19 protein-coding genes and 1 pseudogene are annotated in these 25,940 nt (G+C 57.4%); 8 read left to right on the top strand and 12 right to left on the bottom strand.

Annotation, left to right across the window (positions count from 1 at the left end; translation table 11 throughout):
- Positions 1–12: 12 nt before the first annotated feature.
- From ACE2AA_RS08805 to ACE2AA_RS08795, 3 genes are all read right to left on the bottom strand, one after another.
- A complete protein-coding gene (locus tag ACE2AA_RS08805) occupies positions 13–2,289 on the bottom strand; it encodes a TonB-dependent receptor (RefSeq protein WP_395369481.1) in 2,277 nt (758 codons plus the stop codon).
- A gap of 105 nt (positions 2,290–2,394) precedes the next feature.
- Entirely contained in the window at positions 2,395–3,756 is a 1,362-nt protein-coding gene (locus ACE2AA_RS08800; protein WP_395369479.1) for an MFS transporter, read from the bottom strand.
- Positions 3,757–3,849: 93 nt separating this feature from the next.
- Positions 3,850–4,254, bottom strand: a complete 405-nt coding sequence (locus tag ACE2AA_RS08795) for a TetR-like C-terminal domain-containing protein (protein WP_395369477.1) — start codon at positions 4,252–4,254, stop codon at positions 3,850–3,852.
- A 33-nt stretch (positions 4,255–4,287) separates the two neighbouring features.
- Here ACE2AA_RS08795 and ACE2AA_RS08790 point away from each other — a divergent pair, with 33 nt between their 5' ends.
- A complete protein-coding gene (locus ACE2AA_RS08790) occupies positions 4,288–4,506 on the top strand; it encodes a hypothetical protein (protein WP_227000901.1) in 219 nt (72 codons plus the stop codon).
- 273 nt (positions 4,507–4,779) lie between these two features.
- On the opposite strand, the gene ACE2AA_RS08785 is transcribed toward ACE2AA_RS08790, so the two are convergent.
- On the bottom strand, positions 4,780–5,448 hold the full coding sequence (locus ACE2AA_RS08785) for a TetR/AcrR family transcriptional regulator (protein WP_227002409.1): 669 nt from the start codon (positions 5,446–5,448) through the stop codon (positions 4,780–4,782).
- 632 nt (positions 5,449–6,080) lie between these two features.
- On the opposite strand from ACE2AA_RS08785, the gene bcsA reads away from it, so the two are divergent.
- The 5 genes from bcsA to ACE2AA_RS08760 all read left to right on the top strand — a co-directional run bounded on the left by bcsA (position 6,081) and on the right by ACE2AA_RS08760 (position 17,421).
- Positions 6,081–10,652 carry a UDP-forming cellulose synthase catalytic subunit gene (gene bcsA, locus ACE2AA_RS08780; RefSeq protein ID WP_141260792.1) on the top strand — a complete coding sequence of 1,524 codons (4,572 nt, stop codon included), beginning with the start codon at positions 6,081–6,083 and terminating at the stop codon, positions 10,650–10,652.
- Positions 10,653–10,788: 136 nt separating this feature from the next.
- A complete protein-coding gene (locus tag ACE2AA_RS08775) occupies positions 10,789–11,460 on the top strand; it encodes an SGNH/GDSL hydrolase family protein (protein WP_395369474.1) in 672 nt (223 codons plus the stop codon).
- A gap of 28 nt (positions 11,461–11,488) precedes the next feature.
- The gene (locus ACE2AA_RS08770) at positions 11,489–12,703 is read left to right on the top strand and encodes an acyltransferase family protein (RefSeq protein ID WP_395369473.1); all 1,215 of its coding nucleotides are present in this window, start codon (positions 11,489–11,491) and stop codon (positions 12,701–12,703) included.
- Between the two features lie 7 nt (positions 12,704–12,710).
- The gene (locus ACE2AA_RS08765) at positions 12,711–16,691 is read left to right on the top strand and encodes a cellulose synthase subunit BcsC-related outer membrane protein (RefSeq protein ID WP_395369472.1); all 3,981 of its coding nucleotides are present in this window, start codon (positions 12,711–12,713) and stop codon (positions 16,689–16,691) included.
- A gap of 232 nt (positions 16,692–16,923) precedes the next feature.
- On the top strand, positions 16,924–17,421 hold the full coding sequence (locus ACE2AA_RS08760; protein WP_395369471.1) for an SGNH/GDSL hydrolase family protein: 498 nt from the start codon (positions 16,924–16,926) through the stop codon (positions 17,419–17,421).
- A gap of 183 nt (positions 17,422–17,604) precedes the next feature.
- Here ACE2AA_RS08760 and ACE2AA_RS08755 read toward each other — a convergent pair.
- A protein-coding gene (locus tag ACE2AA_RS08755; RefSeq protein WP_395369470.1) for an IS5 family transposase occupies positions 17,605–18,356 on the bottom strand; the annotation gives its coding sequence in 2 pieces (ribosomal slippage) (positions 17,605–18,026 and positions 18,026–18,356; 753 coding nt in all).
- Positions 18,357–18,374: 18 nt separating this feature from the next.
- The gene (locus ACE2AA_RS08750) at positions 18,375–19,253 is read right to left on the bottom strand and encodes an IS5-like element IS1031D family transposase (RefSeq protein ID WP_395369468.1); all 879 of its coding nucleotides are present in this window, start codon (positions 19,251–19,253) and stop codon (positions 18,375–18,377) included.
- A 253-nt stretch (positions 19,254–19,506) separates the two neighbouring features.
- Here ACE2AA_RS08750 and ACE2AA_RS08745 point away from each other — a divergent pair, with 253 nt between their 5' ends.
- Complete coding sequence (locus ACE2AA_RS08745) at positions 19,507–20,382, top strand: DUF4747 family protein (protein WP_395369466.1); 876 nt, start codon at positions 19,507–19,509, stop codon at positions 20,380–20,382.
- 15 nt (positions 20,383–20,397) lie between these two features.
- Positions 20,398–20,961: a hypothetical protein gene (locus tag ACE2AA_RS08740; RefSeq protein ID WP_395369464.1), complete on the top strand. Its 564-nt coding sequence runs from the start codon at positions 20,398–20,400 to the stop codon at positions 20,959–20,961.
- Positions 20,962–21,010: 49 nt separating this feature from the next.
- Here ACE2AA_RS08740 and ACE2AA_RS08735 read toward each other — a convergent pair.
- The 6 genes and pseudogenes from ACE2AA_RS08735 to ACE2AA_RS08710 all read right to left on the bottom strand — a co-directional run.
- A pseudogene (locus ACE2AA_RS08735) lies at positions 21,011–21,183 on the bottom strand (transposase); the annotation flags it as partial.
- Positions 21,184–21,379: 196 nt separating this feature from the next.
- A complete protein-coding gene (locus ACE2AA_RS08730) occupies positions 21,380–21,949 on the bottom strand; it encodes a hypothetical protein (RefSeq protein ID WP_395369462.1) in 570 nt (189 codons plus the stop codon).
- 197 nt (positions 21,950–22,146) lie between these two features.
- On the bottom strand, positions 22,147–22,971 hold the full coding sequence (locus tag ACE2AA_RS08725; RefSeq protein ID WP_395369461.1) for a copper resistance protein B: 825 nt from the start codon (positions 22,969–22,971) through the stop codon (positions 22,147–22,149).
- On the bottom strand, positions 22,968–24,827 hold the full coding sequence (locus tag ACE2AA_RS08720; protein ID WP_395369459.1) for a copper resistance system multicopper oxidase: 1,860 nt from the start codon (positions 24,825–24,827) through the stop codon (positions 22,968–22,970). Before ACE2AA_RS08720 ends, ACE2AA_RS08725 begins: the two co-directional genes overlap by 4 nt.
- A gap of 60 nt (positions 24,828–24,887) precedes the next feature.
- Entirely contained in the window at positions 24,888–25,271 is a 384-nt protein-coding gene (locus ACE2AA_RS08715; RefSeq protein WP_395369458.1) for a hypothetical protein, read from the bottom strand.
- 280 nt (positions 25,272–25,551) lie between these two features.
- A complete protein-coding gene (locus tag ACE2AA_RS08710; protein ID WP_141260785.1) occupies positions 25,552–25,890 on the bottom strand; it encodes a metal-sensitive transcriptional regulator in 339 nt (112 codons plus the stop codon).
- Positions 25,891–25,940 lie beyond the last annotated feature (50 nt).

Genomic DNA, 25,940 nt, shown 5'->3' with positions numbered 1-25,940 from the left:
TGATGAAGGGTTCTAAAAGGCTGCGGTAAAGCGCGCCCCATAGGTTGCGGGCGCGGTCAGGATGTCCATCCCGTCGGTCAGTGCATAATCCACGACGCGGTTATTGAAGGCATTGTTGGCAAAGACGACAAGCTGGTTCTTCTTCCACGCCATGCCCAGCGTCAGGTCCAGACGGTCAAGCGAATGCCACGGGACATTGGTGATATCCAGCACGCCACCTGCCTCATGATGCCAGTTTGCATTGAACAGCAGGTTATAGGTGGGCGTTAAGGGATACGCCATTTCGGATCGTATGTTTGTTGTCCATGTACGCGTATCGGGCAGGAGCTGGTTGGCAACGTAACTGCCATATGACCGGCCGCCGGACATGCGGGCATGCAGCCAGCCCATATTGCCTGACAGTGACCACCAGCGGGTCAGCACAAGCTGGGCCGAAAGTTCCGCGCCGTATGTCCGTGCACTGCCGACATTGGCAAGATAATAGAAACTGAACGCGGCAGGCGCACGCGGGTCGGCTTCATCCAGCAGCAGATGTTTCTGTGTCATGTAAAACATGCTGGCATTTACGCCCAGACGCCCGCCAAGCCACTGCGTGCGTCCACCCAGTTCGTAATTGGTTGCTGTCTCCTCGCCATACGGTATCAGGGATGGGGTTGTCGTGGTCGTGCTGAAACCGCCCGCACGGAACCCGTTGCTGTACAGGGCATAAAGGTTGACGTTGTGGAAAGGGCGGTAATTCAGCTCTGCGCTGGGGCTCCAGTTGCCATAGGTTGCCGTGTCATCCAGCGAGATGTTCGGATAGATATCCCCGAACAGGGCGGCAATGGCCCGACCACTGACATCCATGGGATTGTTGTACTGGTTGTAGGACAGCGTTTTCCGGTCGCGTGCATATCGCGCCGTTGCCGTCAGGCTGACGGACCGGGTAATATGAAATGTGGAAGAAACGAACCCGGACCATGACTGTGTCGCAATACCTGATCCGGGACCCGGGGCATATTCGCTCTCGGCCTGCATGCCGGTATCGGGAAAACCGCCCCCGGGGATGGAGGAACATGTCGGGTCACCCCGTAAGGCACCACAGGCAACGTTGCCCCATATCCCCTGCAGAAGGCTCAGGTTTATTTTTGTATTGTATATCTGTTGAAATGAAAAATATTCATGGAAATAGGATGCGCCCGCCATAAAGGTCAGACGGCGGTTCCGGGGGGAAGACCACAGCAGTTCAGTATAGTAATTACGCGTATTTTCATGGCGGACAAACTGGTTCTGTAACGTAAGGGGATAGGAGGAAGCCGACAGGTCCGTGCGGTCCCCGTCCTCTACGGCATCCAGATGATAATCCCGATAGGAAGACAGCCACTGGAATGTGCCCCAGCGTGATTTATATGTAAGATCCTGTGAAAGGTAGAACTGGTGGTTATGGGAACGGTCGGGGGTGTCGCGGTAAACCGTGCCCGATGTTTCGTCTGCCCCGCTCTGGATCAGGTTGGCGACGCCATCGGGTGCGTAGCCAGCCAGGGACGGTCCGTGCACATCGGCATATTCCGCCATCCATGTCAGCGACAGGTTGTCATTGGGTACCCACTTTGCCCCCAGCCGCAGGCCCTGCTGGCGGTAGCGGTCTTCATATTCATGCAATGTGGCGTTGTAGAGTGATCCCCGTGGCTGGTCGATGTACCAGCCCGTCAACCGGATGGCAAAATGATGGGATAGCGGCACGTTGATTGCGCCCTGTAATTCACCCCGGCCATAATTGCCGTAGGACCCGGTCAGGTATCCCCCTGTTTTCTGTTCTGGTGTCGCGTATATCATGTTGACCGCACCGCCCACGGCGTCACGTCCGTACAGGCCAGTCTGCGGGCCGGGATTGACCTCGACCCGTGCGACATCGACCTGTGGGCCAAGGTTGGTGCGCAGGCCCCCGTCATAAATACCATTGCGGTACATGCCGAAATTGGGATCAGCGTTGTTGTCCACCTGCCGGATGCCACGGATATTGATGTATGTATTGATGTTCTGCGGATCAGTCGGCACCACGGCGTTCGGCACCATGTCCATGATGCTTTTCATATCCAGGACATCAAAGGTATGCAGTGTCTGGCCGCTGATGGCGGTTGTGGGGGCGGGGACGTCAGATAGCCGCTGCGACGTGCGCCGGGCTGTTACTTCCATCTGTTCGGCCTGTGGCCTGTCGTGTTCTATATGGGCGACAGGATGCTTCCGGTTTTTCTTGTGGGGAGACGGGGTTGCTGCTCCAGCAGGAGGCATTACGGAATGCACTGTCATGAAAAACAGCATGTATACAGGCCATGATATCCTGCATGCCTGTCGTTTCCTGTCAGCAGGAAAGGAATATCCAGGTATCATTCTTTAACGGGCATCCGGATGATGTCAGCGTCCATGCAGGCGATGGCGGATCAAGGTATGCGCGTGGCGTCCAATAGGGAAACGAAAAATGATAACCGCCGCGATCAGTTGGGGAATGCTGCACAGTACAGTGTAGCATGACAGCAGGCCGGTCAGTGGAAAGCCATGGTTGACCTGTCCGGCATGATAATGGACCCATCCAAGGATGATGAACCCCGCGCCACCGCCTATGGCAAGGGTGGCTTTGGTTACCAGTGTGTTCAGGGCATAAATGATACCGGATTTGTTGGTCCGTGTCTTCCAGATATCATAATCGATGACATCCCCCAATATGGCGGCGGGGGCGAAATTTGCAGGTGCGGATAATGCTCCGCCCACGGCTGCCAGCAGCATGATGAAGGGCAGGTTCTGCATGCCTGGCGCTGGTAGCAACGCAAGCGGGCGCGTTACTGCGGTCAGGATAATACTGATGGCCCATATGTCGTGGCGTTCGAGCCAGCGTTCCGATCGTTCCCATAACGGGATGGCGACAATGGTGGACAGGAAAAACACGATCATTATGACCGGAAACGCCCCGCCAACCTGCAGATGGTCATTCAGGAACAGGTATGTCGTGGACAGCCATATTCCCTGTCCTATGGCCCATAGGCCGATGGCAGAGAAATAAAGGGTGAGGGGACGGTTCTTTTTCAGGGAATGCACGAGGTCGGGTAATGTCGGCGTGCAGGTTCGTTCTTCGGGTGATCTGCCGGGAATGTAACGCATGATGCACAGGACGGCCGGCACCATGAGCGTCATATACAACCAGACAATGACGGACAGTGTTCCCTGCGTGAAACCCGCCGTGCCATAGACCCGGAACAGGATGACAGGAACCAGCCAGAAAATCAGGCTTCCCGCAACGGTAAACAGGCCAATGACCGCGTTGATGCGTGTGCGCAGGGATGGACGCGAACCGAGTTCGGCACTCCATGCGCTACGGGGAATTTCAAACAGGGAATACCCCAGATACAGCACGGAGGCCCATAACCCGTAATATATGACTGTCGTATGCGCAGATGGCTGGAACAGAAAATACAGGGCGATACAGCAGATGATGGCGCTGGCTACGCCCCATATCCCACGACCGCCCGTTCGGGTAGCAAGGCTGTCAGACATGAAGCCGATGGCCGGGTCCACCAGCGCATCAATGATCCTGCATAATGATGTAACCGTACCGATCTGCACAAGGGTGACAGCCGTATGGCTGGCATAGAAGGCCGGTATGAAAATGTTCATCGGCAGAATAATGAAAGCCGCCGGCAGGGCCGGAAAGGCAAAGAGCCATATCTGTGATCGTGTCAGCTCCGGTCGCGCGACCGGAGTTTTGGGAAGGGCTGAAACCATGACAGCTGAATCCTTACCCCTTACGCGGTCCGGTTTTCAAATCGGGCGTGAAAGGTACCACCTGCCCCGGATGGAGGAAAGGGATGGGCAGCTTCAGGGTTTTGCCCCCAGAACCCTGGCCAGATCACCTTTGATGAAAGCATCCAGAATGCCATTCAGGAACGCGGCGATGCTTTCACGTGGGTTGCTGGTTTGTGCAAACGGTCCCTCGATGGCATTGGCGACAAACAGGTTCGACAGGCCGCATAGCATGGCATACATCCCATAGCCGATCTGTGCCCTGCTTCCCAGTACCGCCATGTCGTTGGGGCCGAAATCATCGCTGATGGTAAAGACCTTGTAGCCGTATATAAGCTCCATAAGATCCTCGAATGCAGCGCCCGCCGTCAGGCGGTACCGGGGATAGGTATAGGCATCGGGTATATAGCCAAACATCAGGCGATAAAGTTGTGGATGGGTGTGCGCGAAGTCAACGAAATAGAAAACGGTTCGCTTCAATGCTTCCGTCCTGTCTGCGGATGTGCGACCGATATGGGCTGCCTGATCCCGGAAAACCTCGAAATAATCCGCGGCTATTTCAAGCAGGAGATCGTTCAGGCTTCCGTAATGGTTATAGAAGTTCGCTGGCGCTACCTTGACTTCCCGCGCAAGGCGACGCACCGACAGATCTTCCAGCCGTTCGGTTTCCAGTATCCTGACGGTGGCAATCCGGAGATCTTCGGCGACGTTTCCTTTATGGTAGGCTCTTGAAATGGGAAGTCATCCTTGTAGGCGTGGGCGGATCTGGCGAATCAATCCATATGAATGGGGCAGGGGGTGCTGGCCGACATGATCAGGACAGAACCTGCGGCTTATGACTGCACAAATATGGCAGGAAAAAGGTAGTTTCAGATACACAATTTTACATAGTCAAAGTCCCGGGTTGGTCCGTAATCTTTATAATTTCATTATGGCTGCTACCTGTAATGTCAATTTTTTAGGCCAGCCCTGCTTGAAAGCCAAGAGACGACCACTACCAAGGCTTTATGCCTTGCGTCCCGTCGGCCGGGTCAGGGCTTCATGCAATTCGTTGTGAATGAAGGCATCGATAATACCCTCGATCATTTCCTGCTGTGCCTGACCGGGGTCCTTGCCAAACAGCAGCTGGCCATCTGCCAGCATCATCGCCAATCCGTGCCCCATTGCACACAGGCCATATCCGATACGTGCGCGTTTCCGGGTGCCTTCAATGTCATGAAGGTGGAGCATCTTCTGGCCATATACAATTTCCAGCAATGTTGCGAACGCCTGTATCGCGGCGTTATGGTAGATCTTGTGGGAAATGGCGTTGGGTACAAAGCCGAACATGATCCGGAATGTCTGCGGGTGGCGCTGGGCAAAGCTGGCGTATTCCACCAGGGCGGCCTTCAGCGCATCCGTACGTGTAACCGTATTGCGCTGAAAATAGCGTAACTGTCGGGTGCATTGCACGAATGAATCGGCGGCGATCTGCAACAGCAGGTCGTGAACGCTGCTGAAGTGGTTATAAAAATTGGCAGGCGTCACGCCAATTTCCCGCGTCAGGCGCCGCACCGATACACTTTCCGCCGTTTCCCGATCCAGCAGGCTCCGCGCCGTGCGCAGCAGGTCCTCCGCGACATGTCCTTTGTGGTAACTGCCGCTGCGCATTGCAGGCGGAGTGGTGGTCTTCATGACCATTCCCTTTGCATGCTGTCCCATATGGGAAAGTGGGCACGCCGCGTCAGGACTGTCCGGTCGGCGTTCATGCGGGCTTCCGTACATCTTTGATGTTGATGATAATGAACAGTGTTCACATAGATTCCTATCTGTAAGGCGTCAAGCGGGGCCGGGTGCGGCATGACAGTCGCGAGAGGAACGGGTGGTCTGTCTATGGTGCTGATAATGAAACGAAAATATAGATAAGTGTTCTCTGCAAAACAAAAATATAAATACATCCTCCCATGTCTCGGGCAATGGTCCGGGTACGTCCTGCCAATGGGTATGGGAGAAAGCTGTCTTCCGGTCTCCAGTTTTTCTCTTGACAGAAGGTTGATGCAAAATTAACACCGTTCGCATTGTCCGGGTGTGGTGTCATGCAGCACGTTGGCGGCTCGTAAATGAATTGTTTCGGTATTGCGTGACGGGAGAGTCGGGCTGCCAGAATTCCCTTCTGGTTTTGGAAGTAAATGGTATTTGTTTTTTCGGAAATGTTTTGTTTTATTTCCGGTAAAAATTCACGAGTGCCTGAAAATTCACGCCGCTGCATCTATGCGGGTAGTAGAAATATCAGATATTTTTATTGTAGGGCAGTGGTATAGCTGACGATGTACAGAACAGGCTTCATGACCGGGAAAGTCGCCGGGTTACTTGCACGGACGGGGCTTGACCGCGTTCCGGTGTGGGTGCCAGTCGTACTGGGTGTGGCCATTATGGCGTTTGTCGGCTCGGTGACGGTTGACCCTGCGATGCAGGGCCTCATTTCCATTGGTACGGTTACGGTCCTGCTGTTTCTCAACCGGCGGCCGGGGCGGGGAATCACCGTCTTTCTCATGATGCTGTCCCTGCTTGTGTCGCTGCGCTACATCGTGTGGCGGCTGACCACGACGTTGCAGTTCGATAACTGGTTACAGACGGGACTGGCCCTGCTGCTGCTGATGGCGGAAACCTATGCCCTGGTGACGCTGTGCCTGAGCTATTTCCAGATGGCGTGGCCATTGCGGCGCAGGGAACACCCCCTGCCCGACGATACGGCGCAATGGCCGAGCGTGGATGTGTTCGTCCCGTCCTATAACGAAGAACTCTCCCTTGTCCGATCAACGGTGCTTGGCGCGCTCGACCTCGACTGGCCCGAGGACAAGCTGCATGTCTACATCCTTGATGACGGGCGGCGTAAGGCGTTCCGTGATTTCGCGGTGGCGTCAGGGGCGGGCTATATCATCCGTTCCGAGAACAACCATGCCAAGGCCGGCAACCTCAATCACGCGCTACAGGTAACGCACAGCCAGTTCGCGGTCATTTTCGACTGCGACCACGTGCCGACGCGGGGGTTCCTCAAGCGCACCATCGGCTGGATGATGGCCGATCCCAATCTCGCCCTGCTGCAGACACCACACCATTTCTACGCTCCCGACCCGTTCCAGCGTAACCTTGCAAGCGGGATGCATGTGCCACCCGAAGGCAACATGTTCTACGGGCTGGTACAGGACGGCAATGATTTCTGGGATGCCACGTTTTTCTGCGGTTCCTGCGCCATCATCCGGCGCGAGGCGGTCATGAAAATTGGCGGCTTCGCCACCGAAACCGTGACCGAGGACGCGCATACCGCGCTGAAGATGCAGCGCAGGGGGTGGGGGACGGCCTACCTGCGCGAACCGCTGGCGGCGGGCCTGTCCACGGAACGGCTGATCCTGCATATCGGGCAGCGCGTGCGATGGGCCCGCGGCATGATCCAGATCATGCGGCTGGACAATCCCATGCTGGGTGCAGGACTACGGTGGGAACAGCGGCTTTGCTACCTGTCGGCCATGTCGCATTTCCTGTTCGCCATACCGCGGGTAACGTTTCTGGTGTCGCCACTCGCCTATCTGTTCCTCGGGCAGAACATCATCGCAGCGTCGCCGCTGGCCATCAGTGTCTATGCGCTGCCGCACATTTTCCATTCGGTCCTGACCCTGTCGCGGATCGAGGGACGGTGGCGCTATTCGTTCTGGAGCGAAATCTACGAGACATCGCTCGCGCTGTTTCTCATCCGCATCACCATCGTCACCCTGCTGCAGCCGCACAAGGGCAAATTCAATGTGACGGACAAGGGGGGGCTTCTGGCGCGGGGATATTTCGATTTCAGCGCGGTGTATCCCAACATCATTCTTGCCGTGGTGCTGTTTGCAGCCTTTGTGCGCGGGATATTCGGCATCTTCTGGGAGTTTCATGACCGGCTGGCGCTGCAGTCCTTCGTACTGAATACGCTGTGGGTGGTCATCAGCATGATTATCGTCCTGGCGTCGATCGCGGTGGGACGGGAAACGCGGCAGACCCGCCACGCGCCACGCGTCACCGTCAAGCTGCCCGTCGCCGTCACTGACGCCCATGGCCGCAGGTTTAACGGTCATACGTATGACATCTCGCTGGGCGGGCTTGCGGTGAAAGGCAACTGGGCCACGGCCGAAATGGAAGGGACCGAGGTCACGGTCCATTACGACAATGCGCGCGACGGTATCCATGTCGGCGTTCCCGCGCAGGTCATGGGGGTTGGGCAGGACATGCTGCGCCTGCAGTGGATCCGGCGCGACCTGCATGATGAACAGCAGATCGTCAGTATGGTCTTCGGGCGCAATGACGCCTGGGCCAACTGGGCGGATTTCCCGGCCGACCGCCCGCTGCGCAGTCTTGCGATGGTGTTCCGCAGCATCGGCGGCCTTTTCAGCAGGCGCGGGCCTGAGGCATCGCGTCCCATGTCGGACGGGGGGGAGGAGGACCTTCCCGCCACGGAAGAAAAACTGGAGAAACAAAGCCTCGTGCTGAAACCTGTTCCCCGTAGCGTTCGTAACGGCGCTACCGCATCCGCCGCCCTGTTTGTCGCATTTACGGCCCTGGTGCCGGTCGCCATGGCCCAGGAGGCGGTGCCTGTGGCCATGACGCCAGTCGTGGACCAGACCGGTGTCACGACGGACGCCCCCTTCGGGGACAGCAATACCGGTAACGTCCCGGACGAGACGCCGGCTATCGATCCCCTCGCCGCCGATCGCATCAGCGATACGGAGGTGACACGCACCATTACGTTCCGCAACCTTGGCGCCACGACCGGTCCGCTGACGCTGCGCGGGTATTCCCCGCTGCAGGGGCTGGATGTGGTCGTGCCTGCCAACCGGGTGGTAACACATGCGCAACTGACGCTGTCGGGCGCGCTGTCGCCTTCGCTGCTGCCCGAGGCGAGCGCCGTGACGGTCACGATGAACGAACAGTATGTGGGCACCATCAAGGTTGATCCGCAGCATCCGCAGTTCGGGCCACTGACATTCGATATCGACCCGTTGTATTTCACGGGCGACAACAAGCTCAATTTCCGTTTTGCCGGGGAATACCGGCGTGACTGTAATGACCTGTTCAACGAGATCCTGTGGGCGCGCATTTCCGACCTGTCGCACATTACGCTGACAACGGTGCGCATCGCGCCAGAACGCAAGCTTTCGCGCCTGCCTGCTCCCTTTTTTGATCCCAACCTGCGTTCCACGCTGCGTGTCCCCGTCGTGATGCCTGCGACGGGGGACAAGGGGGCGCTCAAGGCGGCAGGGCTGATTGCGTCGTGGTTTGGCAAGGTCGCTGACTTCCGCAAGCTGTCCTTCCCCGTCTCGACCACCATCCCGTCTTCGGGCAATGCCGTGGAAGTGGGCGAAAACCTGGTTGTGGACGCCAATGGCGCGCGGCCAGCAGGGCCGATGGTGGCAGAAATCGCCAACCCCAATGACCGCTGGGGCACGGTGCTGGTTGTGACCGGGCGTAACGCACATGAAGTGGAAGTCGCGGCCCGCGCGGTGGTTTTCTCACCAGATACGCTGGGTGGCGTGGCCTCGAAGGTGGTCAGTGATGTCAACCTTGAGACACGCCGCCCCTATGATGCGCCTGCCTTCGTGCCGACGGACCGACCCGTGCGCTTTGGCGAACTGGTGGGGGCGGCGGACCTGCAGGGTGGCGGCTTCACGCCTGCGGGCATGACGCTGCCGTTCCACCTGCCACCCGACCTGTATACGTGGCGCGGCCGACCGTTCCTCATGAACATGTGGATCCGCGCGCCCGGCGGTCCGGTGGTCGATCTTGAGACGTCGCGCGTCGATGTCAGCGTCAATAACAACTACCTGCAGAGCTATACGCTCTCGCCGCCGGGTCTGTGGCGCAAATGGTCCGAACGCCTGGTCAACCAGCACACGGGGGCTACGGGCCATGTCACGGCGCTGCCGCCATGGCTCCTGTTCGGACAGAACCAGCTGCAGTTCAACTTTGACGCCCGTCCCATTGATCGCGGCGCGTGCCGCCGCACGCCGGGCGACATCCGCATGAGCGTGGATTCGGATTCCACGCTGGACTTCCGGCGCGGCCACCATTTTGCACAGCTACCCAACCTGTCCTATTTCGCCGAGGCGGCCTTCCCGTTTTCGCGCATGGCCGACCTGTCGGAAACGACCGTTGTCCTGCCTGACCATCCCGATGCGGGCACGGCCGGGGCGTTCCTTGACCTCATGGGCTTCTTTGGCGCCTCGACGTGGTATCCGGCGGCGGGCGTGGAAATCATGAAGGCGGATGAGGTGGAGCAGGCCCCGCCGAAAGGGGATATTGTCGTGCTGGGCACGGCAACACAGCTTGGCCGGGCGACGGCTGTGCTGGCCCGTTCCCCCTATGTGATCCATGACCAGCACATCACGGTGGGCCAGCACATGGGGCTGCAGGGGATATGGTACCTGTTTCAGGACCGTGACCATGCGGGGCTGAAAAATGGGGTGACGGCCAACCTGAATGCCCCCATTGCGGAAGCGGGGGTAATGCTGGCCGCGCAGTCGCCCTATGACAGCCAGCGCTCGGTCGTGGCCTTCATGGGGGATACGCCCGAACGTATTCATGACATGGTGCTCAGCCTGCGTAACAAGACGGACCTGCCGTCACTGCAGGGTGACCTTGTGCTCAAGAATGGCGACCAGTTCACCAGCTACCGCACGGCGCCGCTTTATACCGTAGGTTCCCTGCCGATGTGGATGCGTCTTGACTGGTACCTTGGCCGTCATCCCGCAGCGCTTTACCTGACCGGGCTGGCTGGCACGGGACTGGCCGCACTCGGGATCTGGGCATGGCTGCGTGGCTGGTCGCGCAAGCGGGTTGCGCATGACGACCTGACGGGGGATTTGTGATAGGTCATCTTCATCCCTTTCCATCATTACGACGTTCATGGCCGTCGGCATGGCGGCGGGACGCCAGTGCATGTGGCGGACGTCGTGAACACGCCTGGGTCATAATCGAAATAATCATGGTACGGAGACAGAACAGATGAGTGCCCTTCTCGCAGGCCTGACCCTGCTGATTATTGGCGACAGTCATGTTACCTACAAAGACACGCTCCTGTCCGTGCTGCCAGATGAATTCACCAGGCAGGGGGCAAAGGTCGTGACGTACGGGGTCTGTTCATCGACCGCCGCCGACTGGGTCGTGCCCAATCCCAACAATGGCTGTGGTGCCGCCGAACGTGTGGGGGATGCACCGATCGGTGCGCCCAACATGAAGCCTGCTTCCCCGCCGCCGATCAATTCACTGATCGAAAAATGGCACCCCAACGTGGTCATGGTGGTTATGGGCGACACGATGGCGGCGTATGGCCAGAATGCAGTGTCCAGGGACTGGGTGGATGAACAGGTCAAGACCCTGACCTATGCCATTGGCAAGACGGCCTGCATCTGGGTCGGTCCGACGTGGGGGCAGTTCAGCCCGCGTTATGGCAAGACCGACCAGCGTGCGACGGAAATGGCGACGTTCCTCAAGGGCGAGGTCGCGCCGTGCACGTATGTCGATGGTACGGCACTGCTCAGGCAGGGTAGCGTGAAGACGACTGATGGCATTCATGCCACTGCCGAAAGCTACAAGATATGGGGGGATGCGATCGTGCAGGCGACGCTGCCCGAACTTGAGAAGCTGAAGGACGCGCCGCCAGCGGCCGCGCAATAGGCCTATCCTGACGTGGTGGCGGCCCGGGATGCCGGGTGCCCGCCGCTTTGCCCGAGACTGGCGCAAGCCGTGGAAAGTATTGATGCTGCAACTTGAACCCATTCAGCCCGCGCCCGGTCGCTGGCGTACCATTGTGGAAAAGGATTTTTTCCCCAGGAACCGTCGGCGCGACGTCGATGGCCTGCGGGGACTGGCCGTTGTCCTTGTGGTGCTGTTTCATGCGGGATGGCTGAAGGGCGGCTTTATCGGTGTCGATATTTTCGTGGTGATATCAGGCTATTTCATGGGCCGTTCTGCGCTCATGCAGCACCCGTTCCAGCCGGTGCGCTTCGTGTGCCGCAGGTTGTACCGCCTGCTGCCAGCACTTCTGTGCATGATCGCAGTGACCTCGGCGGGAATGCTGTGGTGGGTATTGCAGAGCGATCGCGCCGATATCGCGAGCAATGGTGCATATGCGCTGGTGTACCTGTCCAATATCTGGGCGGCGGGACATGTCGGGTATTTTCAGGGGCAGGCCATGGCCTACCCGTTCCTGCATACATGGTCGCTGTCGCTGGAAATGCAGTTCTACGCCATCATTTTCGTCGTGGCACTGCTGCTGCCGGTGATACGGCACCGCAGGCTGCTGCTCCTGTCTGTGTTCACTGCCTCCGCAGCGTACTGCGCGCTGGCATGGTACTGGGGTGACGGGCAGGCCTATTATACCATTTTCGCCCGGCTGTGGCAGTTTCTGCTGGGCACGATGATCTGGATGCTGCCCCGCCTGCGACTGTCGTGTGGTGTTGCCAACCTTGTCTATGCCGTGGCCCTTGCGGTCATCGTGGGATCGGGGCTGTTCTATCCCCGCAGCTTTGCCTGTCCATCGTACATGGCAGTGTTTCCGTGTATCGCAGTCGCGGTCATCATCATGCTGCCTGACACGAAAGTGGGGCACAGGTGGCTTGTGCCGCTGTCACCGCTGGGGGTGATTTCGTATTCCGTCTATCTGTGGCACTGGCCGGCTATTGTCGTGGCGAATTATCTGCTGTTCTTTCAGGTACATGGTGCTGTGATGGCGGGTGTACTGGCGCTGGTCACGGTGGTCAGCCTGCTGAGCTATGTTTTTGTCGAGCGGCCCGCCCTTGATTACGAGGACAGGGTCAGCGTCGCTGTCCGTAACCGTGGCGCGGGCCTGCTGGTGGGTGGGTGCCTGGGGCTTGCGGTTGTTCTCGCCTTTATTTCCCATGTGTCCCGTGTCCATTAGGCGTGACATGACACGACCGCCCGGGCGCGATCCGCGTGACGGAGTGGCATGGCGTTTCGCGCCGGCTTCATGGGTGCTGGTACGCGGCGACATGCTGGGCTACCCGCGCATGCGTGAAAGCGGGCTGCGGCTGGCCTGCGCCATGATGGCGGGTCTCATCCTGTCATGTGGAAGTGTCAACGCGCAGGACGCTCATATGGCGATAACGGGTACCCCCCCCGATGCGCCGGTGACTGTTCCGGCCACCGGAGATGCTGTAGCAGGAACCCCGGCGCAGCCCGTTTCCCCTGCCGAAGCGCAGTTCACATCCACCATGGCGAGCAGTGCGCATCTGGCGCATGCAGCGGCTGTGCTGGAACTGCTGCTCAATCAGGGGTATTACTGGCTGGGCCAGCATAATCTGGGCAAGGCGCACGAGACGATCCAGCGCGCGCTGTCGATTGAACCGGACAATACCGTGGCCCTGTTCCTGCAGGGCCGACTGCAGATGGCCGAGGGCAGGTCCGCCCAGGCCAGGCACACGCTGGAGATTCTGGAGCGTATGGATGGGGCGGAGGGACTGGCCTCCGACCTGAAGGCGCAGATTCAGGCCGGGCCGATAGATCCGCAGGCCCTGGCAGAAGCGCGCGCGCTGGCGGCATCAGGCAAGATGATGCCCGCGATGCTGAAGTACAGGGCAATATTCAGGAATGGTGCCCCGCCGCCTGATCTCGCGCTGGAATATTACCGTGTGCTCGGGGCGACCGTCCTTGGCTATCAGGAAGCGCGCACCGGGCTGGCGGCGTGGGTGGCGCGCAACCCGCGTGACATTGATGCGCGGCTGTGCCTTGACCAGATCCTGACTTATCGCGTTACCTCGCGGCAGGAAGGCCTGGACGGGTTGCGTGCGCTTGCGCAATCCGATGTGTCAGCCCAGATCCGCAATGACGCGGTTGCGGCATGGCGTGACGCGTTGCTATGGGAGCCGATTACCGGAGAGAGCATCCCGCTCTATAAGGAATGGCTGGCCCGCCATCCCGATGATACGGAGTTCACGGTACGCCTGCAAAAGGCTCAGGAAATGCAGGCCGACATTGATGCCACCAATTTCCGCCAGCACGGTTATGCGCTGCTGGCGCGGCATAGCCTTGATGCGGCAGCGGTTGAATTCCGTCGCGCCGTGGCCGCCAGCCCCCATGATGCCGATGCGCTGGGCGGCCTGGGGCTGGTGGCTCTGGCCCGTCAGCAGCCGGCGCTGGCGCGGCAGTATTTCCTGCAGGCCATACAGGCCGACCCGGCAGCCGCGCCGCACTGGCGCGCGACGCTGAAGGCGATAGAGGCGGGTGGCACGGGCATGGACCCGCTGGTGGCGCGTATCGTGCAGGCCATCAATACCGGACATTACGACACGGCGCGTACCGACCTTGCCACCCTTGGCCGCCGTCCGGGCAATACGCTGACCGTACTGTCGCTGCAGGCGCTGCTCGAACGCAGCCAGGGAAACATGGACGAGGCCGAACGGCTGTATCGTGAAGTCGTGCGCCGCGCGCCGCGTAATGCCGAGGCATTGTTCAACCTCGGCATGCTGGAGGTGCAGACAGGTGGCGGCTCGGGAATGGACACGATCATTGCCCGCCTTGACCAGATGAACCCGGCGCTGGCGCGGCGGCTGGCTGTTGCCGCGCTGTCCGCGCAGGCTGACCGTGCGAAGGACAGCGACGGGCGCATTACGCTGCTGCGCCGTGCGCATGCACTGGAACCGAATGACCCGTGGATACGGCTCAAGCTGGCGCACGCGCTTGATGACGCGGGTGACCATGCGGCGGCGCAGGCCCTGATGGATGACCTGACCATGCCACGCACTGCATCCCCCGAGGCGCTGCAGGCGGGCATTATCTACGCCATGGGCCGCCATGACATGGCGACTGCCAACGCGCTGCTGGAACGCCTGCCCAGAACCGGTCGCACGCCGGGCATGGACAGCGTGGCCGAACTGATTGCGCTGGACCGGCGCATAGCCGAACTCAACCACCCGCCTGCCGCGGATAACGCAGCCATTCTGGCATTGGCTGACCGGCCTGATCCTACGGGTGAGCGCGGCATGCGTATCGCCGCCGCCCTGTTGTCGCGGCATGCGCCACAGGACGCGCGCCAGGCGCTGGCGCGTGAGGAAAGTCTGACGCAACCGCCGCATGCAGCCCAGATGCTGGCCTATGCGGGGATGTACCTGCGCATGCGTTCGTCCTTTGACACGACACGTTGCCTTGATGTCTTTGACACCATGGCAAAGGCCCATCCCGCCGATATCACGTTCGAACAGACACGTGCGCGTGACCAGATCGCGATTGGCCTTGCGGTCATGACTGCCGACAGTTTCGACCGTTATGGCCAGACGGCGCAGGCGGCACAGGTGCTGGCTCCCGTGTTGCGCGCCCACCCGGATTCCGTCGAGGCCCATCTGGCCATGGGCCGTGTGTACCAGACCCGGAACATGGCCGTGCGCGCGCTGGAGGAGGACGAGATCGCGCTGCGGCTGAAGCCCACAGACATCTATGCGCTGGCCGCAGCCGCGCGTGACGCCGGTGGATCCCATCATCTGGCGCAGGCCAGGGACTATGCCACACGGCTGGCCCATGAGGACCCCGACGGCCCGATGAGCTGGGAAGTCCGTTCCGACATTGAACGGATCGAGGGTAATTCGCGTGCGCAGCTGGTGGATGTGGAACATGCCCGGCATGCCCAGTGCAGCCTTGATGGGGAAGGGGAGTGTGGCGGGCATGAAAGCTTCCTGCCCGATTACCGCTGGCCCTACATCGACAGTGAATATCTCGACCTGCATGGCGCGACCCTTCCGGCGAGCTACCATTACATCCCCGAGGACGACAGCCCCGAGGCAATGGACCGGCAGATCGTCTACCTGCGTGATTCCATCTCGCCGCAGTTCGACGCCAATACCTACGCGCGCAGCCGCACGGGGGTTGCAGGGCTGGGGCAGCTTACGGAATTCGCCATACCCATCACCGCTACCCTGCCGTTTGAATCGTGGGAACACCGGCTGTCATTTTCCGTGACGCCAACGTTGCTGTTCACGGGCGACCCGCTGAACAACGCCTATTCCGCCCATCAGTTCGGGACGGTTGCGGTCAATGGCGCGCAGCCATGGGGTTATCACCATTATTACACGCAGGGCGTGGGGCTGAGCCTGAATTACGTCAATCACTGGTTCTCGGCCGATGTGGGGTCTTCTCCGCTTGGCTTCCCCATCACCAATGTAGTGGGCGGCCTGGAATTCGCCCCGCGCCTGACCCGCAACCTGGGCCTGCGCATAAGTGGCGGGCGGCGGATGGTGACGGACAGCGAACTGTCCTATGCGGGGGAACGTGATCCGGGCACGGGCAAACTGTGGGGCGGGGTGACGCGCCTGTTTGGCCATGGCGCGCTGGAATGGTCCGCGCCGGGATGGAATGCATATGCGGGTGGTGGTTTCGCCTATCTCAGTGGGACCAACGTCATAGGCAATACCGAGACCGAGGCCGGTGCGGGCGGCAGCGCCACCGTATGGCAGTGGCATGACCGACAGTGGCTGCGTGTGGGCCTGGATCTCATGTATTTCGGGTATAAGCGTAATGCCTACTTCTTTACATGGGGGCAGGGCGGATACTTCTCGCCCCAGCAGTATTATGGTGCCATGATACCAGTAGAATGGTCGGGACATAACAGGCGCTGGACGTGGTTCCTGCGCGGGGAAGCGGGATACCAGTACTACCACAGCAACGGCGCGCCGTATTTCCCGACCAGCAATGTGCTGCAGGCCAGGGGCAATGAAAACCAGCCCAGCTATTATGGTGATGAAGGGGCAAGCGGTCTTGCGGGCAATATGCGCGGGCGGCTTGTCTATCAGGTGGATCACCGGCTGCGCGTGGGGCTGGAAGGCGGCTACAGCCGCGCGGGCAGCTGGTCTGAGGCCAGCGGCATGTGGATGGCACACTACACCCTTGATGGTCAGTAGCGGCATTATCCTTCAGTGCCGGGATGCCTGCACGGTCCCATCACCTTTTGGTAAGGGCGTGACATGAACATGCGCGGACAGGTTGCAGCTATCCTTACGGGTATCGTTGCGCCATTGCTTCCGGCACACGCGCTGGTGGCGGGATGTAGAACGGCATTGTCATAGCCGACCATGCCCACCACCAGCGGAGACGCAGGCATTTGCCGCGTCCGCAGCCGTGGCAGGGGATTACATGCCGCAGTTGCGTGCTGTCTTTATCGCCATTGGTGATAGCGGCACCGAAGGTTTCCGCGTGTATGATGGCCGTAACTGGCCTTACCTCATGCAGCGTTTCGCGCGTTGGCAGAGTTACGATTTCGCAGTGTGTCAGGGGCAACGACGCGGCAGAAGCTGGACAGGCTGCCCGCTTGTCGAGAGCGTGGTCCATGGTGCCGTGCACAAGGTAGCTGTTGTCTTTGGCGGCTATAATGACCACCTGCCTGCCTACAATATTTCCGCTACTGAAACGGTGTGTAACCTGGCACTGATTGTCAGTCGCCTGAAGGCAGCAGGGTATACTGTCGCCATTATTGACGAAGCCCAGACCGGAGGCCCCCCGTGCAGCCATTTACGACGCCATTTGACATCATCATCGATCTTTTCGCCTCCGGGCCGTCCCTTGCCAACGTTCTTGATCACCAGACATGGGCCCCAGATACAACGCATGCCAACCAGCAGGGACATGAGATAATGGCGAAATATGTATGGGATCGCATCGGGCCCCTGCTCAGTAAATAAATGCTCTCATGACACGGTGATAAATTAACGTATTCCGGCACATGGGAAGAAATGCTGTCGATGTCTGATCGGGACAATCACGGATTGTTCTAAATAAAACTTCTGGACGCCGCCTTTTTGCAGGGCCTGTTGGGAATTATCTTGAATTAATGATTGCGCCAACGAGATAGATCATGGCTTCGAATGATCTGTCTGTTTTTTCGCTGCGCATGGCGATGCGCTTGAACTCCTTGAGTTTGCAGAAGAAGTTCTCAATGAGATGGCGTGCTTTGAACAGGCCCCCATCGAACGGGCGTCTGTCGAGGCGGTTTTTGCGCTGAGGAATGACCACACAGGCCCCTTGCGCGTGTAGGGCGTCCACGATCCAGTGGACGTCAAACGCTTTGTCAGCGAGAATCCCCTTGAAATCCGCCGGTTCGAGAAGGGGGGCAACCCCGACCGTGTCGTAATGCTGGCCGGGGATAAGCGTGAAGCGGACCAGATTGCCCAGGGCGTCGGTCATGGCGATGATCTTGGTCGACCACCCCGTCACACTGCGTCCTATCGCCTGATTCCGGGTCCCCCTTTTGCGCCCTGGCCGTGGCGATGAACCCGAATTACCGTACCGTCAATCATCGCGTATTCCATATCGGCATCGTCAGAGACAGCGTCAAAAAGCCGTTTGAAAACACCGGCTTTCATCCAGTCACTGTAGCGCGAGTAAACCGAGTTCCAATGTCCGAAATACGTCGGCAGGTCCCGCCACGGACTACCGGTCCGGGCGATCCACAGGACCGCCTCGATGAAGAGGCGGTTATCCTTCCCGCTGCGTCCCTGATCCGTCTTCTTGCCAAGGCACAGCGGTTCCATTTTCGCCCATTGGGCATCCGTCAGTATGAAGCGATCCATATCGACTTTGAATCATATTTAGAGGATCCAAAAAAGCATAATTCCCAACAGCTCCCAAAAAGACGGCGTTTTCTGAGAGCCTGATCTGCGGGTCAGCATGCGGATTGAGGCGATCAAAGTCCACGCTGTTGACGAGGCTATGGACTTTTCCCAGTCTTTGGCGAGCCGCCTGCAGCGACCGAGCCAGGCGAATGTTCGTTCGACCACCCAGCGGCGAGGCAGGATTTCAAAGCCCCTGGCTGTGTCTGATCGCCTGATGATTTCGACCGTCCATTTTCCCATGCTGGCGAGCGCGGATCGCAGTTTATTACCGGCATAGCCGCCATCGGCGAAGATGTGGCGCAGCCATGGAAAGTGTTTGCGTATTGCCGCCAGGACATCGACAGCCCCGTCACGATCCTGAATGTCAGCGGCATGAACAAGGAGGAAGATCAGGAAGCCGCAGGTATCCGTCAGAATATGGCGCTTGCGACCTTTGACCTTCTTTCCAGCGTCATAACCGGAAATTCCCCCACTTTCCGTGGTTTTCACCGACTGGCTATCAATCACGCCCGCGCTCGGGGAGGCCTCACGCCCTTCGATCTCCCGCAGGTTCATGACCAGTACCGTGTTCATTGCTTCGAACAGTCCGGCATCACGCCATGCGTAAAAGTAGCGCCTGACGGTCGAGACCGGTGGAAAGCATTTCGGCAGCAGACGCCACGCACACCCACCCGAAGCGATATAGAGTATCGCGTTTACAACCTCGCGCATATTCGCCGTGCGAGGCCGTCCGCCCCGTTTCGCCGGGGGCACGAACGGCATAATTAAAGCCCACTCGGCATCCGTCATATCCGATGGATATCGCAATCCCTCCCGGCTATGTTCGTGTCGGGCAATACCAGTCCATGCCACCATTCACTCCATCTCTTCGCAAAGACGGATGAATCACAACATGCTGGTATTGTTCAAAACTTTCGGATCAGGCTCTTATTACTGATCGACAAAAGGAAATCAAGTTAGAGACCATATTCGAGGAGAAGTGATAAGGGAGAGGAAATATTTATAATGTGATACATACATTGTTGAATATCATTTTTTCATATTTCAATATTGAACATGTTTACGAATTTCATTTTCATGTCATTTTATATAAACATAAAGGTATAAAATGTCTAGGCCGGCAAAAATAGAAATAGCAGCGGTTAATATTAGAATACCGTCCGATAGAGAGAGGAATTATACTAATCTTGTTGATTGTTTATATAAATTAAGAAGGGGAATTAAAGTATTTGGAAATACATATATCGCTATAACCCACTTTGATAGAAATACTGGAATTGGAGTAGTATCAAGATACGATGAAATTGATATAGATGATGACTGGTTCGATATTGAATATTTTAGGGAAGCTTTACCTGAAAAGATTCAGGATATATCTATACCAGATGGATTGAGGCCACATCATTCAGCTTTTTATTTTATTCTAGATAGTGATTTGCATACAATATTTTTTGAGGTGTACGCAAATTCAAAGACTATTAGCACAAAATCTATAGAATTATACTTTTCAGGAATTCTTAAGGAAGGAGATGTTGCATCTACGTTTGGCCATGTTGAGGCGGATATTATAAAAAACTATGGAGAAATTGAAAGGATACTACATTTATCAAATCTTAAAGAATTAAAAATAACCATAAAAAGACCAAATTGTGATGAAATTACAGAAGAGTTAGAGAAAGAGATCGAAGAAGCGCTTTTTGAACAGAATGGAGATAAGTACGTTAGTGCGCTCTATTCTGACGAAAGTAATTTAATACCAAATAAAAAAACGCAGGCATTAGCTTATGTAGCTGCCGAGAATGGAGACGTTGAGGCAAAAAATATTGAGAATGGTTTAGTCGTACCGCACAGCACAAAAGAAAAGCCGATGAAAATGGCTGATTCTTATCAGCCAGACGATCTATCTGAGAAAAATGTTTTTATTGCTTTAGCCACGGCAATGAGAGAACTGATTTACAAAAAGCGACATGCTCGATTAGGTTAAAAGAATGGGGGAAATATGATTAAAAACTTGAAGTTGCTCTATGGCGCGTATGGTGGGTGGAGTTCTTTTTTTGCATCACCATACCCATATGTGTCTTCTGTGCTGACGTGTGCATCTTGGAATTCACTGCAGGATGGCTCATGGGCGTCTGTTACATCATCAATCATGCCCTCTATTACAGGTTTTTCTATAGCGTCATTTGCAATTATTATTTCTGTTTCGGATGAGCGATCAAGAAGGGCTTTGATGATAAAAAGGAGAGGGGATTATTCCCCTCTTGTTAAATTATCAAGTTCAGTTTCTCATGCGGTTATTGTTCAAACTGTCTCTTTATTATTTTCTGCATTTTTCCAAAATGCAAAGATTATTGATCTTCACAATTCGGATTATCCTTGCATTTTAAATTTTTTGTTTTATTTATTTTCTACTATTGGAATATTTTTTTTATTTTATGGTTTGCTGCTTGTTGTTGCGGAGATATTATCAATTTTCAAATTTTTAACTATCCTGTCAAACATAGAGGATAGGCTGGTTAAAAAACAAAACACCCACTCTAATCCGCAAGATACTGCATCTTAAAATGCATATATTATATTAGCCGTGTGTTAGATCCTGATTCGAAAGTTTTTCAGCACTGACAATGCTTTGCAGTTCTGTGGGTCAGCATGCGGATTGAGGCGATCAAAGTCCACGCTGTTGACGAGGCTATGGACTTTTCTCAGTCTTTGGCGAGCCGCCTGCAGCGACCGAGCCAGGCGAATGTTGTTCGACCACCCAGCGGCAAGGCAGGATTTCAAAGCCCACTCGGCATCCGTCATATCCGATGGATATCGCAATCCCTCCCGGCTATGTTCGTGTCGGGCAATACCAGTCCATGCCACCATTCACTCCATCTCTTCGCAAAGACGGATGAATCACAACATGCTGGTATTGTTTAAAAACTTTCGGATTAGGCTCTGAAGTTCTTTGAAAAAAGCTTTACCAAAGACTTTTATTTTCAGAAGGGCCGGGACGTAATCCGCCGCGCAGGGGACGGTGTCGTATCCACCGCCGGGGTCAGGTCCTGTGCCTGCGTGGCTGGTGTCTGCCGGTTTGTGGCGGGGGTCAGCCTCGCGGTACAGGTGGCATCGCCACGGGTCGCCACCTGAACGACGGGGGCAGAATTGCCGTTGCTGGTGCTGGTCACTGTCTGGCTGCACGGGATGCCATTGCTGCCCCATGATATGGTCGTGACGCTCTGGTACATGCTGCCCTGTCCGTGAGCGTTACGGGTATCAAGGGCAGGAGTAGGCAGGGCGGCAACCGGGCTGGACATCGTCTGGTCCATAAGGTGCATCATCTGCTGCTGCCGTGCTTCCATCGCGGCGAATTCACGATCCATCATCTGGTCGATCGCATCGAATGCGGGGCGCGCTGCGACCTGTCGGGGAACAATGATGTCCACCTTGTGCCCGCTGGCATCAATAACCGTGAGCGTCTGGGCCAGTGCAGGGTGCGTGGCAAGGCTACCCCCAATCAGTGCGGTGGCAAGGGCGCAGAGCGTGCCTGTTCTGACAGATTTACACATAGGCATTTTCCCAATCCTCCATCAGGAAAAAATCATGGGTATGGTTTTACACGACCATGAAGGGTCCCTGGCTGCATCCTGATAGGTGAAAGGATCAGGCCCTTCCCGGACACAGGATACATCCATGAATCAGAATATAGGGGCTGGAATACGCCGCGACAATTCCCTTCGTCACGCTGCGTAGACTCCGTGGTGGATCAGAACCAGCTTCGAATGCCAAAGGTAAAGCGTAGCGCTCCTGTCTCCTCGTGCTGGTCATGCACGATCCTGCGGGCCTGTGTCAGGTACCCGGCATAGGATACCGCGACGTATGGTGCGAATTTGCGCCAGACTTCATACCGCAGGCGCAGTCCCGCATCGACATCCGACAGGCCCGCGCCAACCTGCCGCGCGGGATCGGACTTGGTATAGAGGTTGAATTCCGCCTGTGGCTGCAGGATCAGCCGGTTGGTCAGAAGGAAGTCATACGATCCTTCAATCCGGGTGGCGAACCGTCCGCGGTCGCTGACATAGGCGGTGGCCTGAAATTCGAATTCATACAGCGCCAGTCCCTGTACCCCCAGTGCGCCCCATGTGCGCGTCGGCCCGTCGTCAATATCGGCGCGCACACCACCCTGCACATTGAAATAGGATGAAATCGCGCGGCTGTACAGCAGTTCATGGTCCCCGTCATGCAGGTGGCCGTGTTCAAGTGTACCTTCGGTTTTGAGCCAGACCCGGTTGTAATCCGTGCCGTACCATGCTTCGCCATCCCAGCGGAAATCCGAACCACCGGGGGCGTACCGTCCTTCAAATTCATCAAGGATACCATGAAAATAGCTGGCATGGTCCATGACCGGTTTCATGTTGCCCAGATATACGACCGGTGTGGATGACGGGGCATCAGCCGCGTGGTAAGCGGGCTTCGTATTCTGTGTTGTCGTCGTCGTGGCAGTGGCGGAGGGGACCTGCGCCAGCGCAGGCGTACCCGTGATGCACGTGATGCAGCCTGTCAGGGCTGCCAGAAGAGATGCGTTCCTCATGCCACGATGACCGTGCGGAACATGCCCAGTTCCATATGCAGCATAAGGTGGCAGTGATACGCCCACATGCCCGGCGCATCGACCGTGACAAGATAGCTCAGTCGTGATCCCGGTTGTGAGATGAGGGTATGTTTGTAGGGGCGGTAGTCACCCTGGCCATTTTCCAGTTCGCTCCACATGCCATGCAGGTGGATGGGGTGTTCCATCATGGTATCGTTGATGAGCGTGAAGCGCACCCGTTCACCCAGTTTCAGGCGGATTGGCCCGGATTCAGAAAACTTCCGGCCATTGAAGCCCCATATGTAGCGTTCCATGTTGCCGGTCAGGTGCATGATGATTTCGCGCGATGGCGGGCGCGGGTCGGTACCGGGGCGGGTTGCGCGCAACTGTCGGTAATTCAGCACGCGGCGCCCATTGCCTTCCAGCCCGTCACCGGGGCTGTCCAGACGGTCCACTGGCATTCTGGCGACATTCTGGTTTTCGGCATTGATGGGAGGAGGACCGGGATCATCCACTTCCATAACCGGCGTTGCGGGCGTGGCATGGTCCATGTGGTCCATGTGGTCCATGTGGTCCATGTGGTCCATGTGGTCCATGTTCCCATTGTCCATGTCTGACATGTCCATGCCGTCCATCGGGGCATCTTTTTTCGACATGCCGGGCATATCCATACCCTTCATATCTTTCATGCCCTGCCCTGGTTTCATGTCGCCCATCCCCATGTCGACCATGGTGCGTACTGGGCGCGGGTCCATGGGGGGGATGGGACCGGTCATGCCGGGCTGCGGGGCCAGCGTGCCACGGGCGTAGCCGGTGCGGTCCTCGCTCTGGGCAAAGATCGTATAGGCCCGGCTGTCGCGCGGCTGGATGATTACGTCATAGGTTTCGGCCACGCCGATGCGGAATTCATCCACCGGCACGGGTTCGACATCATTGCCATCCGCCTGCACCACCAGCATTTCCAGACCGGGTATGCGTATATCGAAAAACGTCATGGAGGCCGCGTTGACAAACCGCAGCCTTACCCGTTCCCCGGGAGTAAACAGGCCGCTCCAGTTCATGTCCGGCGCATGCCCGTTCAGCAGGTAGGTGTAGATGATGCCCGTGACATCGGAAATATCGGTCGCGGCCATGCGCATGCGTGACCATTGCAGCCGGTCCTTCAGCGCCGCGCCGACGCTGCCCGCCATCCGGGCCTCATGCGGCAGGGACGCCAGCGTGCGTTGCCGGAAAACATAATAATCATCCTGCATCTTGAGGTTATTGATCATGTCCATGGGGGACACGTCGGTCCATTCGGACAGTACGACGACATAATCCCGCGCGCATGCATTCGGGTCGGGACGGCGGGGGTCAATGATGATGGCGCCGTACAGACCCTGCGCTTCCTGCATGCCGGAATGGCTGTGGTACCAGTAGGTTCCGCTCTGCTGTACGGGAAAACGGTAGGTAAAGGTTTCACCGGGGGGAATGCCGGTAAAGCTCAGTCCTGGTACGCCGTCCATGTTGGCGGGCAGGCGGATGCCGTGCCAGTGGATGGAGGTCTCCTCATCACGCAGCGTATTGGTGACGTTCAGGGTCACGTTATCCCCCTCCTGCCAGCGCAGGACGGGACCGGGCACGTTCCCGCCGATACAGGGGGCGTGCAGGACCTTGCGGTCGATTTCGATACGCCTGCGACCGACATGCAGGTTCCATGTCGCACTGGCTGCGGCAGGTACCGTGCCCGGAGCGATGGTTGTGACGGGGCTGGCGGAAGCGGGTACGGGCAGGGCGGCAAGCAGCCCACCCGCCCCCATACCCGTGACGAAACGGCGACGTGTCAGGCCGTCCCGCGTGCGAGAGGCATTGGACATATGGAAAATTCCGGAAACAGGGCAGTTACACCCCACCATCCCGACGGGGTGGCGGGCACATTATACGCCTGATGGCGCCTGGCTGTTCCGGGATTTGGGGGGGCGCAAGGGGCGCAGCCAGTCACCGCCAGTCAGGCGGGCCTGCGGATGGGGCAGGTAGGACTGCGTGCCAGCCCCGGGTTGCGGGGGCAGCAGGGTGGCGGGTGGGGATGGCATGTCAGTAGAACTGACATGGACATGGCAGCACTGGCCTTCCTTATGGTGCATGTGCGCCATGTGGGTCAGTTGTTCCGGTGTCATGCAGTGGGGGGAGGTCGTGACGGTGCAGGGCACCATGGCATCGTGTGTCTGCGCAATGGCAGGAAAGGACGCAACCAGCAGCCCGGTCTGCATAAGCAGCCAGGCCAGCAGGCCAATCCAGATCCGGCCATGTGTCCTGATCATTCAGGGCTCCCATGCACAGGCAAGTCGCATAACAAAACGTGTCCGCATAATACCCATGGGGGGCATAAAGAAAAGGGTTTTTCCGCGCATTGGCGCAGGTGTTACAGGACAGGTGCCTGTTTTGTGCGTGTCCGTATCGGGAGGCATTTCAAAAAACTGCCCAGGCAACATCCGGCAAACCATAAAGATTTTGGATGCCGCTTTTTTTTAAAGCAGTGTTTTCTGAAGTTTTTTGAGGAGAGTTTCACCAAAAACGTTTATTTTATTTATCGGTTTTCCATCAGCGGATCAGTTTGCGCACGATCCCCAGCATTTCCTCGATCGCCTCATCCCCGCCATCGTCCATGACGGACTGACGTACGCAGCCTTTGGCATGGGTGGACAGGATCTGGATGGCGACACCGTCAAGTGCCGATTTTACCGCTGAAATCTGGGTCAGGATGTCGACGCAGTAACGGTCGTCCTCGATCATGTTCAGCACGCCGCCCACCTGTCCCTCAATCCGGCGGACACGGTTGATCAGGGCCTTCTTGTGCGGCTGCTCCACTTTCCTGTCGGTGGGGGGCGCGCAATGCGCGCAGCCTTCCATCGATGTCACCAGTTCGTCCTGTCGAGCCATGCGCGCCTTCTTCGATTTTATGCTGTCATGTCCATATCAGCGTACCATAA

The organism is Komagataeibacter diospyri (assembly GCF_043995075.1).
Lineage (GTDB): Bacteria > Pseudomonadota > Alphaproteobacteria > Acetobacterales > Acetobacteraceae > Komagataeibacter > Komagataeibacter diospyri.
This window is presented reverse-complemented; position numbering and strand designations above follow the sequence as displayed.

What these genes read in the sequence shown, in the direction of transcription:
- ACE2AA_RS08720 (WP_395369459.1), bottom strand. Translation starts at nt 24,827, where the DNA reads ATGTCCAATGCCTCTCGCACGCGGGACGGCCTGACACGTCGCCGTTTC.
- ACE2AA_RS08740 (WP_395369464.1), top strand. Translation starts at nt 20,398, where the DNA reads ATGATTAAAAACTTGAAGTTGCTCTATGGCGCGTATGGTGGGTGGAGT.
- ACE2AA_RS08710 (WP_141260785.1), bottom strand. Translation starts at nt 25,890, where the DNA reads ATGGCTCGACAGGACGAACTGGTGACATCGATGGAAGGCTGCGCGCAT.
- ACE2AA_RS08805 (WP_395369481.1), bottom strand. Translation starts at nt 2,289, where the DNA reads ATGACAGTGCATTCCGTAATGCCTCCTGCTGGAGCAGCAACCCCGTCT.
- ACE2AA_RS08800 (WP_395369479.1), bottom strand. Translation starts at nt 3,756, where the DNA reads ATGGTTTCAGCCCTTCCCAAAACTCCGGTCGCGCGACCGGAGCTGACA.
- ACE2AA_RS08730 (WP_395369462.1), bottom strand. Translation starts at nt 21,949, where the DNA reads ATGTGTAAATCTGTCAGAACAGGCACGCTCTGCGCCCTTGCCACCGCA.
- ACE2AA_RS08790 (WP_227000901.1), top strand. Translation starts at nt 4,288, where the DNA reads ATGGGCTGCCTGATCCCGGAAAACCTCGAAATAATCCGCGGCTATTTC.
- ACE2AA_RS08725 (WP_395369461.1), bottom strand. Translation starts at nt 22,971, where the DNA reads ATGAGGAACGCATCTCTTCTGGCAGCCCTGACAGGCTGCATCACGTGC.
- ACE2AA_RS08770 (WP_395369473.1), top strand. Translation starts at nt 11,489, where the DNA reads ATGCCGGGTGCCCGCCGCTTTGCCCGAGACTGGCGCAAGCCGTGGAAA.
- ACE2AA_RS08760 (WP_395369471.1), top strand. Translation starts at nt 16,924, where the DNA reads ATGCCGCAGTTGCGTGCTGTCTTTATCGCCATTGGTGATAGCGGCACC.
- ACE2AA_RS08785 (WP_227002409.1), bottom strand. Translation starts at nt 5,448, where the DNA reads ATGAAGACCACCACTCCGCCTGCAATGCGCAGCGGCAGTTACCACAAA.
- ACE2AA_RS08745 (WP_395369466.1), top strand. Translation starts at nt 19,507, where the DNA reads ATGTCTAGGCCGGCAAAAATAGAAATAGCAGCGGTTAATATTAGAATA.
- ACE2AA_RS08775 (WP_395369474.1), top strand. Translation starts at nt 10,789, where the DNA reads ATGAGTGCCCTTCTCGCAGGCCTGACCCTGCTGATTATTGGCGACAGT.
- bcsA (WP_141260792.1), top strand. Translation starts at nt 6,081, where the DNA reads ATGTACAGAACAGGCTTCATGACCGGGAAAGTCGCCGGGTTACTTGCA.
- ACE2AA_RS08750 (WP_395369468.1), bottom strand. Translation starts at nt 19,253, where the DNA reads ATGGTGGCATGGACTGGTATTGCCCGACACGAACATAGCCGGGAGGGA.
- ACE2AA_RS08715 (WP_395369458.1), bottom strand. Translation starts at nt 25,271, where the DNA reads ATGATCAGGACACATGGCCGGATCTGGATTGGCCTGCTGGCCTGGCTG.
- ACE2AA_RS08765 (WP_395369472.1), top strand. Translation starts at nt 12,711, where the DNA reads ATGACACGACCGCCCGGGCGCGATCCGCGTGACGGAGTGGCATGGCGT.